Raw genomic sequence first — 14,832 nt, 5'->3', positions numbered from 1 at the left:
ATAAATTCCATTTTTTCTATTTTCAACATAAATATTCAATTTTGCCTTTGCGCGCCCACGCCGACAGCGAGCGCTATGGCCACGCAGAGTGTGGCTGAAAGCGACCGGAAGGCACCGAAATCCACCTCGGAAACCGCAAGGATCGTCGCGCCCAGCTTGCGCATCGGGCTGACCGCCGTATCGGTTATCGCCACCACCGGAACGCGGCGCGCAAGGCTTGACGACGCAAGGTCCATCGTCTCTGCCGAATAGGGCGCGAAGGTGATGGCAAGCACGACGTCACCATATCTTATGGCACTCTCATTGTGCAGCTGCCCGACAGATGCGTGCAACATGGCCGGAACGCCCATTTTCTCGAACGCATAGGCCAGATAGCTGGCGACCGCGAAGGACCGTCGCAGGCCGATGATGTGGATGGTGTTTGCTTCCGACAGCACCTGGATCGCAGTTTCGAATTCCTGCGGATCGACCGTTTTCAGCACGTTTTCGAGCGATGCACGCCCGGCGTCCACGAACTCTCCCAAAAGCAGCGCACTGCCATCTTCACCACTATCACGCAGATTGCTGAGACGCGTCGTATAATCCGGCCAGCTGCCGGTGTAATGCTCGCGAAACAGGCGCTGCATTTCGGAAAAGCCGGAGAAGCCCATGATCTGGCTGAAACGCATCATGGCGGATGGCGGGACACCTGCGCCATCCGCCAGTTCGGCGACGGTGGACACCGCGATGCGATCTGCATGCGCTGCGACGTGATCGGCGCATTGACGCAGACGCTTCGGCAGTCTGTCGGTTATCTCCAGTAATCGCTCGCGAAAAGCTTCGACCGTTGCGGGGGCCGCGTTCACATTCATGATCTCTCCCTCATTGTTCTATCCCACCGGCAATATGGAATATCCATTCCAAAATATTTCACAAGGTTTCCATGTCGATTCATCGGGTGACAGTGGGGGCCCAGCATGGCATAGGGACGCAAACCTCCAGCTTATCGGTTACCCTCTCATGATCCGCATCGAAAACATCAGCAAATCCGCCAGCCACCGCATTCTGTTCATCGAGGCGTCTGCCGCCCTTAACCGGGGCGAAAAGGTCGGGCTGGTTGGTCCTAACGGTGCAGGCAAGACGACGCTGTTTCGCATGATCACCGGTCAGGAACAGCCTGACGAAGGCCAGGTTGCCTCCGACAAGCACGTCACCATCGGCTACTTCAATCAGGATGTCGGCGAGATGGCGGGCCGCAGCGCGGTTGCCGAGGCCATGGAAGGTGCCGGTCCCGTCAGCGCCGTCGCCACCGAACTGCGTGAACTGGAAGCCCGCATGGTGGACCCAGACCAACTCGACCAGATGGACGAGATTATCGAGCGTTACGGTGAGGTTCAGGCCCGCTATGAAGAGCTGGATGGTTACTCGCTCGATGGCCGTGCCCGCGAGGTTCTGGCAGGCTTGAGTTTCAGTCAGGAAATGATGGACGGCGATGTCGGCAAGCTCTCGGGCGGCTGGAAGATGCGTGTGGCGCTGGCCCGCATTCTCTTGATGCGGCCGGACGTGATGCTGCTCGATGAGCCGAGCAACCATCTGGATATCGAAAGCCTGATCTGGCTCGAAACCTTCCTGAAAACCTATGACGGCGCGCTGCTGATGACCTCGCATGACCGCGAGTTCATGAATCGCATCGTCAACAAGATCATCGAGATCGATGCGGGATCATTGACGAGCTATACCGGAGACTACGGCTTTTACGAGCAACAACGTGCCCAGAATGAAAAGCAGCAGCAGGCACAGTTCGAGCGCCAGCAGGCGATGCTTGCCAAGGAAATCAAGTTCATCGAGCGCTTCAAGGCACGCGCATCCCATGCCTCACAGGTACAAAGCCGCGTCAAGAAGCTCGAGAAGATCGACCGTGTCGAGCCGCCAAAGCGCAGGCAGACGGTAGCATTTGATTTTCAGGCACCGCCACGCTCCGGTGAAGATGTCGTGTCGCTTAAACAAGTCCACAAAAGCTACGGCAAACGCACCATCTATGAGGGCCTGGATTTCATGATCCGCCGCAAGGAGCGCTGGTGCATCATGGGTGTCAACGGCGCTGGCAAATCCACCCTTCTCAAACTGATAGCCGGAACAGCCAAACCGGATACGGGCATCGTCAATGTCGGTGCCAGCGTCAAACTCGGCTATTTCGCCCAGCACTCCATGGATTTGCTGGATGGTGACGCAACCATTCTGCAATGGCTGGAACAGCGCTTCCCGAAAGCCGGCCAAGCTCCGCTGCGCGCGCTCTCAGGCTGCTTCGGTTTTTCCGGGGACGATGTCGAGAAAAAATGCCGGGTTCTCTCAGGTGGAGAAAAGGCACGTCTTGTGATGGCGGCGATGCTGTTCGACCCGCCGAATTTCCTCGTTCTGGACGAACCCACCAACCACCTTGACCTCGACACCAAGGAAATGCTGATCAAGGCGCTCGGCGAATATGAAGGCACCATGCTCTTCGTTTCGCACGATCGCCATTTCCTCGCGGCCCTGTCCAACCGCGTTTTGGAACTGACGCCCGAGGGCATCCACCAATATGGCGGCGGATACATCGAATATGTGGAGCGGACGGGCGCGGAAGCACCGGGGCTGATGAAGGCATAAAAAATGCGGCCTTAAGGGCCGCATTATGATTTTTGGGGATCGCTGGCACTCTAGTTGAGTGTTTCCCAATTGCTGCGCACATCGGATGCCGATCGGCTGAGATGGACATGGGCGTCCACATGGTCGACCCACTCCAGCGGGATCAGGTGGTGCTTGCCATCTTCGGCATCGGTTTTCGTCAGCTTGATGCGGCTGGTGCCGTCCATGTGATCGACAGTGCCGACGTGGCTTCCATCGGCGGAACGCACTTCCATATGCTCGCGAATTTTATCCTGAGAAATCATGGTCATTTCCTCCGTGTTTTCTTGTATTCCCACGTAGAAAATGGACGGCGGGCCGTTTCGTTCCCGCATTTCTCATATTCAACAGTCGCAGTCTGACGGTTGGCAGTTCCTAGAAAAGCGCATCCGCGAACAGATCGTCATCATCTGCTGCAGCTGCGTTGCGGGCAATGGAAGAGACATTTGCCCTGGCCGACGAGACACTCGCGGGCAGGAAGCGGACGTGAATGTCACGCTCCTGAGACATCGTGTAGAGCTTGTAGACCCCTGAGCTGAAGGTTTCGATCTTATGGCTGAAAGCAGAGACGTTTGCGTCAAAGCCTTGCGACAGTTCTGCGGAGATCTGGCAGCACTCCTTGAAGGTGGCACCCAGCTCGCTTTCGAAATCGAGCGTCACAACGGCTGAACTGATGCGGCTGAAAACGGCCTGACCTTCGTCGGCAAGGGCCTGCAAACCAGCATCCATCTGTGTCTTGGCACGGCGGATAGCGTGAAGACTTTCGTTCAGCGGCAGAGCCAGATCAGCCGAAAGGCCTCGGCCCTGTTGTGCCAGTTGGCTGGTCGCACTCTCGACACGCTGGAGTTCTTCGACGATGGCGTCGGCTGGCGTTTCCAGCTTGCCCGCGAACACTCGCATTTCACCGCTGACAACATTGACGGAGCGGCCGGCATCGCCGAGCTTGGAGCAGCGCAGATTGGAGTTGAGCGCCATATAGTGAATATCGATCTTGATGGATCGCAAAATTTCAATGCCGCGTGACAGTTCCTGCGCGCTGTTGGTCACGGACAGAACGACATTGTCGGCACCGGCGCTGCTTTCCTGCACACGGCCAACCAGATTGCAGGCTTCAACAATGCCCTGCTCCATCAGGGCCAGCGTGTCCTTGTCGCCATTGCGGGTCTTGTCGACCAGTTCATCGCGCAGAGACAGGATGCGCGCCGCGTCATCGGCAAAGCTCGAAATGCTTTTGAATATCTTGGTGCAATCGCGATGGAAATCGGCCGCCGTCTCATTCATCTGTGCGCCAGCCAATTGCAAAACAGCTTCTTTGAGAACCGCATATTCACCAGTATCGAGCTGCTTTCCTTCGTCCGAAGACGCGAAATCGTCGAGCATATCCAGCATACGTTGAATGTGTTCGATTCGCTGGCGGGTGATATCGCCGATCTGCAGGGAAGACAGTACCGAGCCGATCTTGCCCTGGATGGTGCTGGCTATCTTCTTCACCTGCGCGGCGATGTCGGACATCTCCTGCTGCTGCTTGGAAATGCGCGCTGAGTTTTCGTTCAGGCCTGCGATGATTTGCGGAATGGTCGATTCAAAATCCGCGAGCGTGCCGGATGAATAAGACCGTGCCTTAATGAGCTGAGACCGCATCGCTTCAAGGTTCTTGGCAAAGCGGCTGACTTCGTCTGCACCCGACTGGATGCGTTCGCGAATTTCATCGGCGAAGCCGGCAAATTCAGCAAGCCCGGCACCAGTGATCTTGACCGTGATCACGAAGGTCTTGAGATAGCGGATTGTCTCATGGATATCGTCGATGTGCCCGCCTGTGGAGGAGCACATTTCTGCCAGGGAATTGAATGCTGCCTGGCGTGTTTTTTCCGTCTTCGGCAACTGCGCGAGATCATCGATGGTTTTGCCTAGACCATCGAGCGTTGTCTGGGCTGTCTGACCGTCGATCGTGTTGGTCATTCCGTCCAGAGTTCCCGTCAGACTGCCCAGAATGTCCATGACTGACACCAGAACCGCCCCGCCTTCGAGAAACGCCTTTTCAATTCGCGCATGCGCAGCCGTCAGCTTGGAGGTGAATTCCACCTGTCTGTCGATCTCGAAGGTCGTCTTGAGCTGCCGCGCTGTATTCATCGTCGTTTCCCGATCTCGTGTTGTGGAACGACGCTAGCTACATTTCGGAAACGACAGGTAAATCAGCGCTCTCGCGGGCGGCCTAATCCGATTCACAGTTAACAGTTGCGTAGGATCTGCTGGTTAACGGGATGTCACACAGCCGCATGGCGGAACGTCAGATTGAGACGTGCCCGTCCGGCGGCGTCGTGGATGCCGTCCTTCAACGGCATAATGCCATGGAAGGACAGGCGCGACGGACCGCCCCAGACGACGACATCACCATGACTGAGCATATGTTTGCGCACCGGATCCGAGCGGTTCATGCCACCGAACTGAAACGTGGCGGGCAGGCCCAAAGAGACCGAAACGATGGGATTGGTGAAATCTCTCTCGTCCTTGTCCTGGTGGAGAGACATTTTCGCGCCTGGCTCGTAGCGGTTGATCAGACAGGCATTGGGGATAAAATCTGGATATCCCGCTTCGCGTGCAGCGCTTTCGGCCAGCGACTGAAAGCTTTGCGGCATGGCTGGCCATGGTTGTCCGCTCTCGGGATCAGTGGTTTGATACCGGTATCCTCTGCGGTCCGTCACCCAGCCATAGGGCCCACAATTCGTCATGGCGACCGACATGGAAAATCCGCCGGGGGTGACCATGTGGCGAAAAGGGGCAGCGGACGAGATCTGGTCGACCGCGCGCAAGAGTGTCGTTGAAACATCCAAGGCATGATGACGCAACAGCCATGCGCCATCTGCCATCTCGACACGCTTGGGTACCGCCGCTTCGAGGCCCGAAAACAGATCATCCATCATGCGACCGTTTCCTGTTTCGTTGAAAGCGACGGGTGCAGGCGCGGTGCGTATCCGGCGCGCAGGGTGTTCAGCGTGGAGGGCGGGGTGAGCAACCCGTCTACGAATGGCAAGGTCTGCACCGGCTGGTATCCATCCGCATCCCAGTGATATGGCTTGCCACCGACAATCAGAAAAGCATCTCCCGCTGCGGCAATCATGGCGCCGTCCGGCAAATGTTCCAGGGGCGATAACAGCATATTCAACCGTTTGCGGCGGGACTGGAGCCTCTCCCTATGAAGCACGCTGTCCATGTCCTTCGCGCTGGGAGGTAAGACGCCATTCCCCGCTGCCCAAGCGCTTCGGAATAGGTCGGCGTCATCACGGCGGCACTGGAAGCATGGACGGTGACCGGCTGCCAAAGCTGTCGCTTCGTCAAAGAAGAAAAGTTCGGTCCAGCTGCGTGTCGCCATGACATCGCGGCGCACGTTCTTGTAATCGCAATTGCACACCAGCCACGCTTTAGAGGTCCAGCGTTTCGTCGTCAGGGTTTTGGTTCTGGCGTCATGAATGATGCCACGATTGCCGGTAAAAAGCCCGCGCAACGGAAGAGCGACGATGTCTCCAAAGGGATCGACCCGGTTCTGTAGCGTCATATACACCTCCCGTCATTTTTATCGGACATGCCAAAAACCCACGCAAAAGAGACGATTTTAGGGACAATGTGTGGCTCAGGCCCACCGTCAATGCTGCGTTAAGCATAATCGTTCATAGCTTTTCCATGAATTTGCGGCGTCGCCCCACCGCGAGGAAGGTCTGAAGACGATGGAAATACCTCAGATGCGCCGAAAATTATTCTCGCATGACAGGCCAGACATTATCTATGCCGTTGGCGATGTTCACGGCTGCTTTGATCTGTTGCAGGCGTTGCAGAATAAGATCCTGAGCGATGCCGCGCAAATACATGGCTCCAAATGGATCGTGATGCTGGGAGACTACATCGACCGCGGGCCGAAATCCTCCGACGTCATTCATGAGCTGATGCAGCGGGTGTCGGGAGACATCGAGCGCTTTTGTCTGGCGGGAAACCACGAGGCGACGATGCTGGATTTTCTGAGAGATCCGCGAGAAGACCATCTCTGGCTTGAGTTCGGCGGAATGGAAACGCTGAAATCCTACGGGATCGGGGAGATACCAGCAGACAGGAAAAGCCTGAAAGCGCAGCTTCACGACCACATTCCGCAGAGCCATATCGACTTCATGACATCGCTGCCATCGCTGCTGGCGGTGCCCGGTCTGTGTTTCGTCCATGCGGGGGTGGTGAACGGTGTGCCGTTACAAAGGCAGCACGACAAGCATCTGTTGTGGATACGGCCAAAGGATCAGACCGTTCCGGGTGCCGACAACCTCTTCATGACCGTGCATGGTCATACACCTGTGCGCAATGTGTCGCTTTGCGACAATCGTCTGAATGTAGATACCGGTGCGTTTATGACGGGGCGGCTATCTGCGGTGAAAATCACCCGCGATGGCACCATCACGGTGATGCACGCCGAGTAGAATGACCGCGCGATAGAGACGAAAACACCGGCTGAAACCAGCCGGTGTTTTTTATTGTAAAGCGATGTTAGTGGTTGTCGCGAGGGACGCCCTTGGTCTGGGCAATGCGCTGATACTTGACGGCATTTTCCAGAACCGCGCCGGTTTCCAGCTGGCCGACGAGGCCACGCTGGATTTCCTGCCATGGGGTCTGATGATCGGGGAACTTGTAACCGCCGTCGGCTGCAAGGGTCTCGTAACGCTTGGCCAGCTCTTCAGCAGAGATCAGGATATCGGCCTTGCCCTTGCCCACATCGATACGCACCCGGTCGCCCGTCTGAAGGATCGCGAGACCGCCGCCTGCGGCAGCTTCCGGAGATGCGTTCAGAATGGACGGGCTGCCCGATGTGCCGGACTGGCGGCCGTCACCGATGCAGGGAAGCGACGTGACGCCCTGCTTGAGCAGATAATCCGGTGCGCGCATGTTGACGACTTCGGCGGCACCTGGATAACCGATGGGACCGGCACCGCGCATGAACAGAACCGTGTTGGCATCGATACCAAGCGATGGATCGTCGATGCGGTGGTGGTAATCTTCGGGACCATCGAACACAACAGCCTTGCCTTCGAAGGCTTCGGGATCGTTGGGGTTGGACAGGTAACGCTCGCGGAACTCCGGCGAGATAACGCTGGTCTTCATGATGGCGGACGAGAACAGGTTGCCGCGCAGAACGCGGAAACCGGCACGTTCCTTAAGCGGCTGATCGAACGGGCGAATGACCTTTTCGTCTTCGATGATGGCGCCACGGCAGTTATCACCAATGGTCTTGCCATTGACCGTCATCGCGTCTTCCTTGATGAGGCCCTGTGTCATCAACTGGTTGACCACAGCGGGAACACCGCCTGCATGGTAATAGTCTTCACCGAGATATTCACCGGCAGGCTGAAGGTTGACGAGAAGCGGCACTTCTTCGCCGTAGGTCTGCCAGTCATCGACCGTCAGTTCGATGTCGAGGTGGCGCGCCAGACCGTTCAGGTGGATCGGTGCGTTGGTGGAGCCGCCAATAGCCGAGTTGACGCGGATGGCGTTGATGAAGGCATCCTTCGTCATGATGTCGGAAGGCTTGAGGTCTTCGCGGACCATATCAACGATGCGCAGACCGGTGTGATAGGAAATTTCCTGACGGTCGCGGTAAGGTGCCGGGATTGCGGCGGAACCCGGCAGTTGCATGCCGAGTGCTTCAGCCAGCGAGTTCATGGTCGTTGCCGTGCCCATGGTGTTGCAATAACCGGTGGACGGAGCCGAGGAAGCAACCAGCTTGACGAAACCGGCATAGTCGATTTCGCCCTTGGCCAGCAGTTCGCGGGCTTTCCAGACGATGGTACCGGAACCGGTGCGTTCACCACGGAACCAGCCGTTCAGCATGGGGCCGACGGAAAGCGCGATGGCAGGAATGTTGACGGTGGCCGCCGCCATAAGACAGGCAGGCGTGGTCTTGTCGCAGCCGATGGTCAGCACGACGCCATCGAGCGGATAGCCGTACAGCACTTCCACGAGGCCGAGATAGGCGAGGTTACGGTCGAGACCGGCGGTCGGGCGCTTGCCGGTTTCCTGAATGGGGTGAACCGGAAATTCGATGGCGATACCACCCGCTTCGCGGATGCCTTCGCGCAGACGGTGCGCCAGTTCCAAGTGGTGGCGGTTACACGGTGACAGGTCCGATCCCGTCTGGGCGATGCCGATGATCGGACGATCCGACTGCAATTCCGCCTGGCTGAGGCCGAAATTCATGTAGCGCTCCAGATACAGCGCCGTCATGTCGGCGTTATCAGGATTGTCGAACCATGCGCGAGAACGCAGCTTTCCGCCCTTTGCCTGCGTTGTGGGTAGGTTGGTCAGGTCTTTCATAACTTTGATCTCCAGCCGGAAATGGCAAATGGGTACGACAACAGGATTGCGACGACCTTATGATGAGGAAAAGAGAAAAAGACCTCGGCGATCTCTAGCGCGAGGCAGGTCCATCTGAGGACAGCACCGGAATGTTTCGACCTTTTGAAGACAGTCGATGACGATCGTCACGAAATTTCCGCCCTGAATTCTTCTTTTGCCTGCTCTCATCTGCGACAATTGACTTGCTGCGTCAATCGCAACGATCAGCGCTTTGGTATTCGTATTACTAATTTGCCGAAGCATTTGTTGTCAAGACGAGTTCTGGGGCCACTTGCCAGCCTCACAAGAATTATTTTTGACCAATTTTCTATTGCAAAATAAGGATAAATTCCCGTTTTCTCAGTTTCAAGAACCACCTCAACATAAGAAAATACTCAAAAGCCACTTTTCAAAGATAATACTATATGCTCATATCTGGCTGTCTTAGCCGAATTCATCTCTGGGAGGATTACAGATGAAAAAAGCACTCGCGGCGGTTACCGTCGCCCTTTCCGTATGTCTTGCATCAGGCGTATCAGCACAATCTCTCACCGTTGGCTTCTCGCAGATCGGCTCTGAATCGGGTTGGCGTGCCGCTGAAACGACGGTGACGAAGCAGCAGGCCGAAAAGCGTGGCGTGACGCTGAAATTCGCAGACGCACAGCAAAAGCAGGAAAACCAGATCAAGGCCGTCCGCGGCTTCATCGCGCAAGGCGTCGATGCGATCTTCATCGCACCGGTGGTCGCAACCGGCTGGGACGCCGTGTTGAAGGAAGCCAAGGAAGAGAAAATCCCCGTGATCCTTCTCGACCGCCAGATCGAGGCTCCAGACAGCCTTTACCTGACCGCTGTGACATCCGATCAGGTTCATGAAGGCAAGGTTGCCGGTGAATGGCTGGCCAAGGATGTCGGCTCGAAGGACTGCAAGGTCGTCGAGTTGCAGGGCACGACCGGTTCCTCGCCTGCCATCAACCGCAAGAAGGGTTTTGAGGAAGGCATTGCATCACATGCCAACATCAAGATCGTTCGTTCGCAGACAGGCGACTTTACCCGCACCAAGGGCAAGGAAGTCATGGAAAGCTTCATCAAGGCTGAAGGCGGCGGCAAGGGTATTTGCGCGGTCTACGCCCACAATGACGACATGGCCGTCGGCGCGATCCAGGCCATCAAGGAAGCTGGCCTGAAGCCTGGCACCGATATCAAGGTCGTCTCCATCGACGCCGTTCCTGATATCTTCAAGGCCATGGCAGCCGGTGAAGCCAATGCGACGGTGGAATTGACGCCCAACATGGCTGGTCCTGCCTTCGATGCGCTCGAAGCGTATCTCAAGGACAAGAAAGAGCCGGCAAAGTGGATCCAGACGGAATCCAAACTCTATACGGCGTCAGATGATCCGATGAAGGTGTACGAAGCGAAGAAGGGACTGGGCTACTAAGCCAGTTTCAGCTTGGGGTGCGACGCGAAGGCGCCGCACCCGCCAATATTCCGTGCAGGACCTGACCATGCCCGAAACCAGCCCCCTTCTGGAAGCGCGCGCCATAGGAAAATCGTTCCTCGGCATCGCGGCGCTCGATAATGTCGATCTATCGCTCAACCGCGGCGAAGTGCATGCTTTGCTGGGTGAGAACGGTGCGGGGAAATCGACACTCATCAAAATTCTGACCGGTGTCTACCATCGCGACCGGGGCACGATCCGCCTCGATGGCGCGGAGATTTCGCCGACAACGGTCACGGAGGCGCAAGATCTCGGCATTGGCACCGTGTATCAGGAAGTCAACCTTCTTGAAAACCTGACCGTTGCCGAAAACCTGTTTCTGGGCAGACAACCCCGCCGCTTCGGCCTGATCGACCGGCGCGAAATGCGCGAAAGAGCGCGAAAACTGCTGACGCGCTACGGGCTTTCGATCAATGTCGATGCCCTGCTCTCCAGCTATTCAGTGGCGATCCGCCAGATCATCGCCATCGCGCGCGCCGTTGATCTCTCGGGCAAGGTTCTGGTGCTGGACGAGCCTACCGCCAGCCTCGACAGCCACGAAGTCGAAATGCTGTTTACCGTTCTGCGGCAACTGCGCGCCGAGGGGCTTGGTATTGTCATCATTACCCATTTTCTCAATCAGGTGTACGATATCGCCGACCGCGTGACGGTTCTGCGCAACGGCAAGCTTGTCGGCACCCGCCAGATTTCCGAACTGCCACGGGGTGATCTCATCTCGATGATGCTGGGACGTGAGTTACTGAGCGTGACTCATGACCGTCAGGCGCCCGATGATACCGTGGTGAAAGGCGACGCTCCAATCCGTTTTGAGGGCTACGGCAAGCGCGGCAGTGTCGAGCCGTTCGATCTCGATGTCCGCCCGGGCGAAGTCGTCGGCATTGCAGGACTTCTCGGGTCCGGTCGCACCGAGACGGCCTTTCTTCTGTTCGGCATCGACAAGCCGGACGCTGGCCAGGCCAGCATCGATGGCAAAGCAGTTGCAATCACTTCGCCGGAGGTGGCAATCGACAACGGTTTCGGCTTTTGCCCGGAAGAGCGCAAGACGGATGGCATTATCGGTGATTTCTCAGTGGCGGATAATATCGCACTTGCCCTGCAGGCGCGGCAGGGATGGATGCGGCCACTGTCTCACAAACAAAAAGCTGCATTGGCGGATGGCTTTATCAAATCTCTCGACATACGCCCAGCGGATCGTGAGCGACCGATCAAGTTCCTATCCGGTGGCAACCAGCAAAAAGCAATTCTGGCACGGTGGTTGGCCACCGAGCCGCGCCTCCTCATTCTCGATGAACCCACACGTGGCATCGATATCGGTGCACATGCGGAAATTCTCAAGATGATCGAGCGGCTCTGTTCGCAGGGCATGTCGCTCATCGTGATATCCTCGGAACTGGAAGAACTGACCGCTGTCGCGCACCGCGTCATCGTGCTGTCTGACCGTAGACATGTTGCCGAACTCAAAGGGGGCGACGTGACCGCCGACAACATCATGCAAGCCATTGCCAGTGCCGCCAGAACGGAGGCGGCATGATGAAGAGCGTCACCGCCCGCATGAAACGGCTCGCGCCCCAGCTCGCCGCTCTCATCATCATTCTTGGTGCTATCGCGCTCATCTCGCCTGGTTTCCTGAATATTTCTTTTCAGAACGGCAGGCTCTACGGCAGCATCATCGACATTCTGGTCCGCGCGGCACCCGTGGCCCTACTGACCATCGGCATGACGCTTGTCATCGCCACAAAGGGCATCGACCTGTCGATCGGCGCCGTCATCGCCATCTGTGGCGCGGTTGCGGCAACACTGATCACGAGCGGTCAATCCATTCCCGTCGTTATCGCCGTTTCCCTCGCCGTCGGGATCGCCTGTGGCATCTGGAACGGAATTCTTGTCGCCATTCTAGACATCCAGCCGATCATCGCGACACTGATCCTGATGGTCGCCGGGCGCGGCATTGCGCAGCTCATCACCGAAGGCGTCATCCTGACGTTCAACAATGACAGCTTTTCCGCCATCGGCGTTGGCGCGTTTGTCGGCATTCCCATGCCTGTCATCATCTGGGTGCTCACGGCTTTGCTGGTGGGCACTCTCGTGCGCAAGACGGCCTTGGGTTTCCTCATCGAAGCAACGGGCATCAACCGCCGCGCCGCAGCTCTTGCCGGTGTGCGCGCCCGTTTTCTGCTGTTCTTCGTTTATGCCATATCAGGCCTTTGCGCAGCCGTTGCCGGCATGATTGTCACCGCCGACATCCGAGGTGCCGATGCCAACAATGCCGGCTTATGGCTGGAGCTTGACGCCATTCTGGCCGTCGTGATCGGCGGTACGTCCCTGAATGGCGGACGTTTCTCCATCACCGCGTCACTCATCGGTGCATTGATCATCCAAACCATCAACACCGGCATTCTCGTCTCCGGCTTCCCGCCGGAATTCAACCTCATCATCAAGGCTGGCATCATCATCGTCGTGCTGACACTGCAATCCCCGGCCATCGGAACGCTGATCGGCTTTACGAAGTCCCGCAAGGCACCGGATACAGCCCCGCAGTCCCACGCCGTCAACCATGAGGGAGCGGCGAGATGATTCACACCCGCAATCTTCCGTTCCTGACGACACTTGCGGTCTTCATCGTCGCCTATGTCCTCTGCGTCATTCAGTATCCAGCGATGTTCTCGACCCGGGTCGTCGGCAATCTGCTGACGGACAACGCATTTCTCGGTATAGCCGCGGTCGGCATGACCTTCGTCATCCTCTCGGGTGGCATCGACCTCTCCATCGGTTCGGTCATCGCCTTTGCCAGCGTGTTCGTGGCGGTACTGGTTGGAACCTATAACGTTCATCCGCTGGTGGCTTTTGCAGCCGTGCTCGTCATCTCCACTGTGTTCGGCTGCCTGATGGGCGCGATGATCCGTTTCCTGTCGATACCGCCATTCGTGGTAACCCTGGCAGGCATGTTTCTGGCGCGGGGTGCCGCCTATCTGATATCGACGCAATCCGTGCCGATCTCGCATCCGGTCATCGATGCCATCCAGGGCTTTTACTTCCGCGTGCCCGGCGGCGGGCGGCTGACGGCACTGGCCATGGTGATGCTGATCGTGTTTGTTCTGGGCGGCATCGTCGCCAGCCGGACGCGGTTCGGCGCAAATGTCTACGCGCTGGGTGGCAATCAGCAATCGGCGGAGCTGATGGGCGTTCCCATCGGCAAGACGATCATCGGCATCTACGCGCTCTCGGGCTTTCTGTCCGGCCTGGCTGGTATTGTCTACACACTCTATACATCGTCGGGTTATTCGCTGGCGACGGTTGGCATGGAGCTTGATGCCATCGCAGCCGTCGTCATCGGAGGCACCTTGCTGACGGGTGGCACAGGCCTTGTGGCGGGAACCTTGGTTGGTCTTTTGATACAGGGGCTGATCCAGACCTACATCGTTTTTGATGGTACCTTGTCGTCCTGGTGGACGAAAATCGTCATCGGCATACTGCTGTTCATATTCATCGTGTTGCAACGCACAATCATCTGGTATTCAAACAGAAGGCTGGCTGGAGCGCATCCGGCATAAGGATAGCCACGGAGGCATTTTATTGGGGCTGCTGGAAACGACGATTACCGGACGAAAGCGGCGCAGCAGCCATGCGCATGTCGTGGCTGAACTCGGCAGCGCCATCGTATCGGGACGCATCCCTGAAAATTCTCTTCTGCCGAATGATGCCGAACTTTCCCTGCGGTTCGGTGTCTCCCGCACCGTGCTGCGCGAGACGATGAAGACGCTGGCTGCCAAGCGCTTGGTGGAGCCCAAAGCCAAGGTCGGCACCCGCGTTCTGGAAAAATCCAGCTGGAATTTCTTCGATCCCGACGTTCTGGGCTGGCGGTGCGATGCGGGTCTGGACCCCGAATTCATCAACCATCTCGCCGACATCCGGCTGGCGCTGGAGCCCGCAGCCGCAGCAGCCGCCGCGCGCCATGCGTCGAGCGAGGACATTGTTTCTCTCTATGCCATTGCCGCCCGGTTCGACAATGCGAACCACACACCCGAAACCATCGCCAAGGTCGATCTGGAATTTCACCTGGCGGTGGCGCGCATTTCCGGCAACCCGTTCATGCGCTCTGCCAGCGGCCTGATCGAGGCGGCACTGGCCATCTCCTTCCAGCTCTCCTCGCCCGCATCATCGCCCGAGACGATTTCGGAAATTGCTTCCAACCATCTGCGCATCGTGCATGCCATCGCGGCACGGGATGAAGGTGCTGCCATCAAGGCAATGGGGCAGGTCATACTGGTGGGCAAGGACCGGATCAAAAAAGCGATCGCCGAGTAACACGCAGGGATATGGCCGTAGAC

13 protein-coding genes are annotated in these 14,832 nt (G+C 57.4%); 7 read left to right on the top strand and 6 right to left on the bottom strand.

The window, feature by feature from the left end; genetic code table 11:
* Positions 1-35: 35 nt before the first annotated feature.
* The gene (locus RMR21_RS20580) at positions 36-851 is read right to left on the bottom strand and encodes a MurR/RpiR family transcriptional regulator (protein ID WP_498671269.1); all 816 of its coding nucleotides are present in this window, start codon (positions 849-851) and stop codon (positions 36-38) included.
* Between the two features lie 148 nt (positions 852-999).
* On the opposite strand from RMR21_RS20580, the gene RMR21_RS20575 reads away from it, so the two are divergent.
* Positions 1,000-2,625 (top strand): ABC-F family ATP-binding cassette domain-containing protein, encoded by a 1,626-nt coding sequence (locus tag RMR21_RS20575; RefSeq protein ID WP_498671268.1) that lies wholly within the window; start codon positions 1,000-1,002, stop codon positions 2,623-2,625.
* Between the two features lie 50 nt (positions 2,626-2,675).
* On the opposite strand, the gene RMR21_RS20570 is transcribed toward RMR21_RS20575, so the two are convergent.
* The 4 genes from RMR21_RS20570 to RMR21_RS20555 all read right to left on the bottom strand — a co-directional run bounded on the left by RMR21_RS20570 (position 2,676) and on the right by RMR21_RS20555 (position 6,196).
* Complete coding sequence (locus RMR21_RS20570) at positions 2,676-2,909, bottom strand: DUF2171 domain-containing protein (RefSeq protein WP_498671267.1); 234 nt, start codon at positions 2,907-2,909, stop codon at positions 2,676-2,678.
* Between the two features lie 109 nt (positions 2,910-3,018).
* Positions 3,019-4,773, bottom strand: coding sequence for a chemotaxis protein (locus RMR21_RS20565; protein WP_498671266.1), 1,755 nt, complete (start codon positions 4,771-4,773; stop codon positions 3,019-3,021).
* Between the two features lie 134 nt (positions 4,774-4,907).
* Positions 4,908-5,561: a DNA oxidative demethylase AlkB gene (gene alkB / locus RMR21_RS20560; protein WP_498671859.1), complete on the bottom strand. Its 654-nt coding sequence runs from the start codon at positions 5,559-5,561 to the stop codon at positions 4,908-4,910.
* A complete protein-coding gene (locus tag RMR21_RS20555) occupies positions 5,561-6,196 on the bottom strand; it encodes a hypothetical protein (protein WP_498671265.1) in 636 nt (211 codons plus the stop codon). Before RMR21_RS20555 ends, alkB begins: the two co-directional genes overlap by 1 nt.
* 184 nt (positions 6,197-6,380) lie before the next feature.
* On the opposite strand from RMR21_RS20555, the gene RMR21_RS20550 reads away from it, so the two are divergent.
* On the top strand, positions 6,381-7,100 hold the full coding sequence (locus tag RMR21_RS20550) for a metallophosphoesterase (protein ID WP_498671264.1): 720 nt from the start codon (positions 6,381-6,383) through the stop codon (positions 7,098-7,100).
* Positions 7,101-7,167: 67 nt separating this feature from the next.
* Here the strand turns inward: RMR21_RS20550 and RMR21_RS20545 are convergent, their stop codons facing one another.
* The gene (locus RMR21_RS20545; protein ID WP_498671263.1) at positions 7,168-8,988 is read right to left on the bottom strand and encodes an IlvD/Edd family dehydratase; all 1,821 of its coding nucleotides are present in this window, start codon (positions 8,986-8,988) and stop codon (positions 7,168-7,170) included.
* Positions 8,989-9,484: 496 nt separating this feature from the next.
* Here RMR21_RS20545 and ytfQ point away from each other — a divergent pair, with 496 nt between their 5' ends.
* The 5 genes from ytfQ to RMR21_RS20520 all read left to right on the top strand — a co-directional run bounded on the left by ytfQ (position 9,485) and on the right by RMR21_RS20520 (position 14,809).
* Positions 9,485-10,444: a galactofuranose ABC transporter, galactofuranose-binding protein YtfQ gene (gene ytfQ / locus RMR21_RS20540; RefSeq protein WP_498671262.1), complete on the top strand. Its 960-nt coding sequence runs from the start codon at positions 9,485-9,487 to the stop codon at positions 10,442-10,444.
* A 67-nt stretch (positions 10,445-10,511) separates the two neighbouring features.
* Positions 10,512-12,035 (top strand): sugar ABC transporter ATP-binding protein, encoded by a 1,524-nt coding sequence (locus RMR21_RS20535; protein ID WP_498671261.1) that lies wholly within the window; start codon positions 10,512-10,514, stop codon positions 12,033-12,035.
* Entirely contained in the window at positions 12,035-13,078 is a 1,044-nt protein-coding gene (locus tag RMR21_RS20530; RefSeq protein WP_498671857.1) for an ABC transporter permease, read from the top strand. Before RMR21_RS20535 ends, RMR21_RS20530 begins: the two co-directional genes overlap by 1 nt.
* Positions 13,075-14,055: a galactofuranose ABC transporter, permease protein YjfF gene (gene yjfF / locus RMR21_RS20525; RefSeq protein ID WP_498671260.1), complete on the top strand. Its 981-nt coding sequence runs from the start codon at positions 13,075-13,077 to the stop codon at positions 14,053-14,055. The genes RMR21_RS20530 and yjfF overlap by 4 nt, the downstream gene beginning before the upstream one ends.
* A 22-nt stretch (positions 14,056-14,077) precedes the next feature.
* A complete protein-coding gene (locus tag RMR21_RS20520) occupies positions 14,078-14,809 on the top strand; it encodes a FadR/GntR family transcriptional regulator (protein WP_174155116.1) in 732 nt (243 codons plus the stop codon).
* Positions 14,810-14,832: the final 23 nt, after the last annotated feature.

This window comes from Agrobacterium sp. rho-8.1 (genome assembly GCF_033957725.1).
Classification (GTDB): domain Bacteria; phylum Pseudomonadota; class Alphaproteobacteria; order Rhizobiales; family Rhizobiaceae; genus Agrobacterium.
The sequence above is the reverse complement of the archived record's forward strand: the minus strand, read 5'-3'. Positions and strand labels throughout refer to the sequence as shown.

Excerpts from the sequence above, each read along its gene's own strand:
- RMR21_RS20550 (WP_498671264.1), top strand. The coding sequence starts at position 6,381 with ATGCGCCGAAAATTATTCTCGCATGACAGGCCAGACATTATCTATGCC.
- RMR21_RS20575 (WP_498671268.1), top strand. The coding sequence starts at position 1,000 with ATGATCCGCATCGAAAACATCAGCAAATCCGCCAGCCACCGCATTCTG.
- alkB (WP_498671859.1), bottom strand. The coding sequence starts at position 5,561 with ATGGATGATCTGTTTTCGGGCCTCGAAGCGGCGGTACCCAAGCGTGTC.
- RMR21_RS20530 (WP_498671857.1), top strand. The coding sequence starts at position 12,035 with ATGAAGAGCGTCACCGCCCGCATGAAACGGCTCGCGCCCCAGCTCGCC.
- RMR21_RS20565 (WP_498671266.1), bottom strand. The coding sequence starts at position 4,773 with ATGAATACAGCGCGGCAGCTCAAGACGACCTTCGAGATCGACAGACAG.
- RMR21_RS20570 (WP_498671267.1), bottom strand. The coding sequence starts at position 2,909 with ATGATTTCTCAGGATAAAATTCGCGAGCATATGGAAGTGCGTTCCGCC.
- RMR21_RS20545 (WP_498671263.1), bottom strand. The coding sequence starts at position 8,988 with ATGAAAGACCTGACCAACCTACCCACAACGCAGGCAAAGGGCGGAAAG.
- yjfF (WP_498671260.1), top strand. The coding sequence starts at position 13,075 with ATGATTCACACCCGCAATCTTCCGTTCCTGACGACACTTGCGGTCTTC.
- RMR21_RS20555 (WP_498671265.1), bottom strand. The coding sequence starts at position 6,196 with ATGACGCTACAGAACCGGGTCGATCCCTTTGGAGACATCGTCGCTCTT.
- RMR21_RS20535 (WP_498671261.1), top strand. The coding sequence starts at position 10,512 with ATGCCCGAAACCAGCCCCCTTCTGGAAGCGCGCGCCATAGGAAAATCG.
- RMR21_RS20580 (WP_498671269.1), bottom strand. The coding sequence starts at position 851 with ATGAATGTGAACGCGGCCCCCGCAACGGTCGAAGCTTTTCGCGAGCGA.
- ytfQ (WP_498671262.1), top strand. The coding sequence starts at position 9,485 with ATGAAAAAAGCACTCGCGGCGGTTACCGTCGCCCTTTCCGTATGTCTT.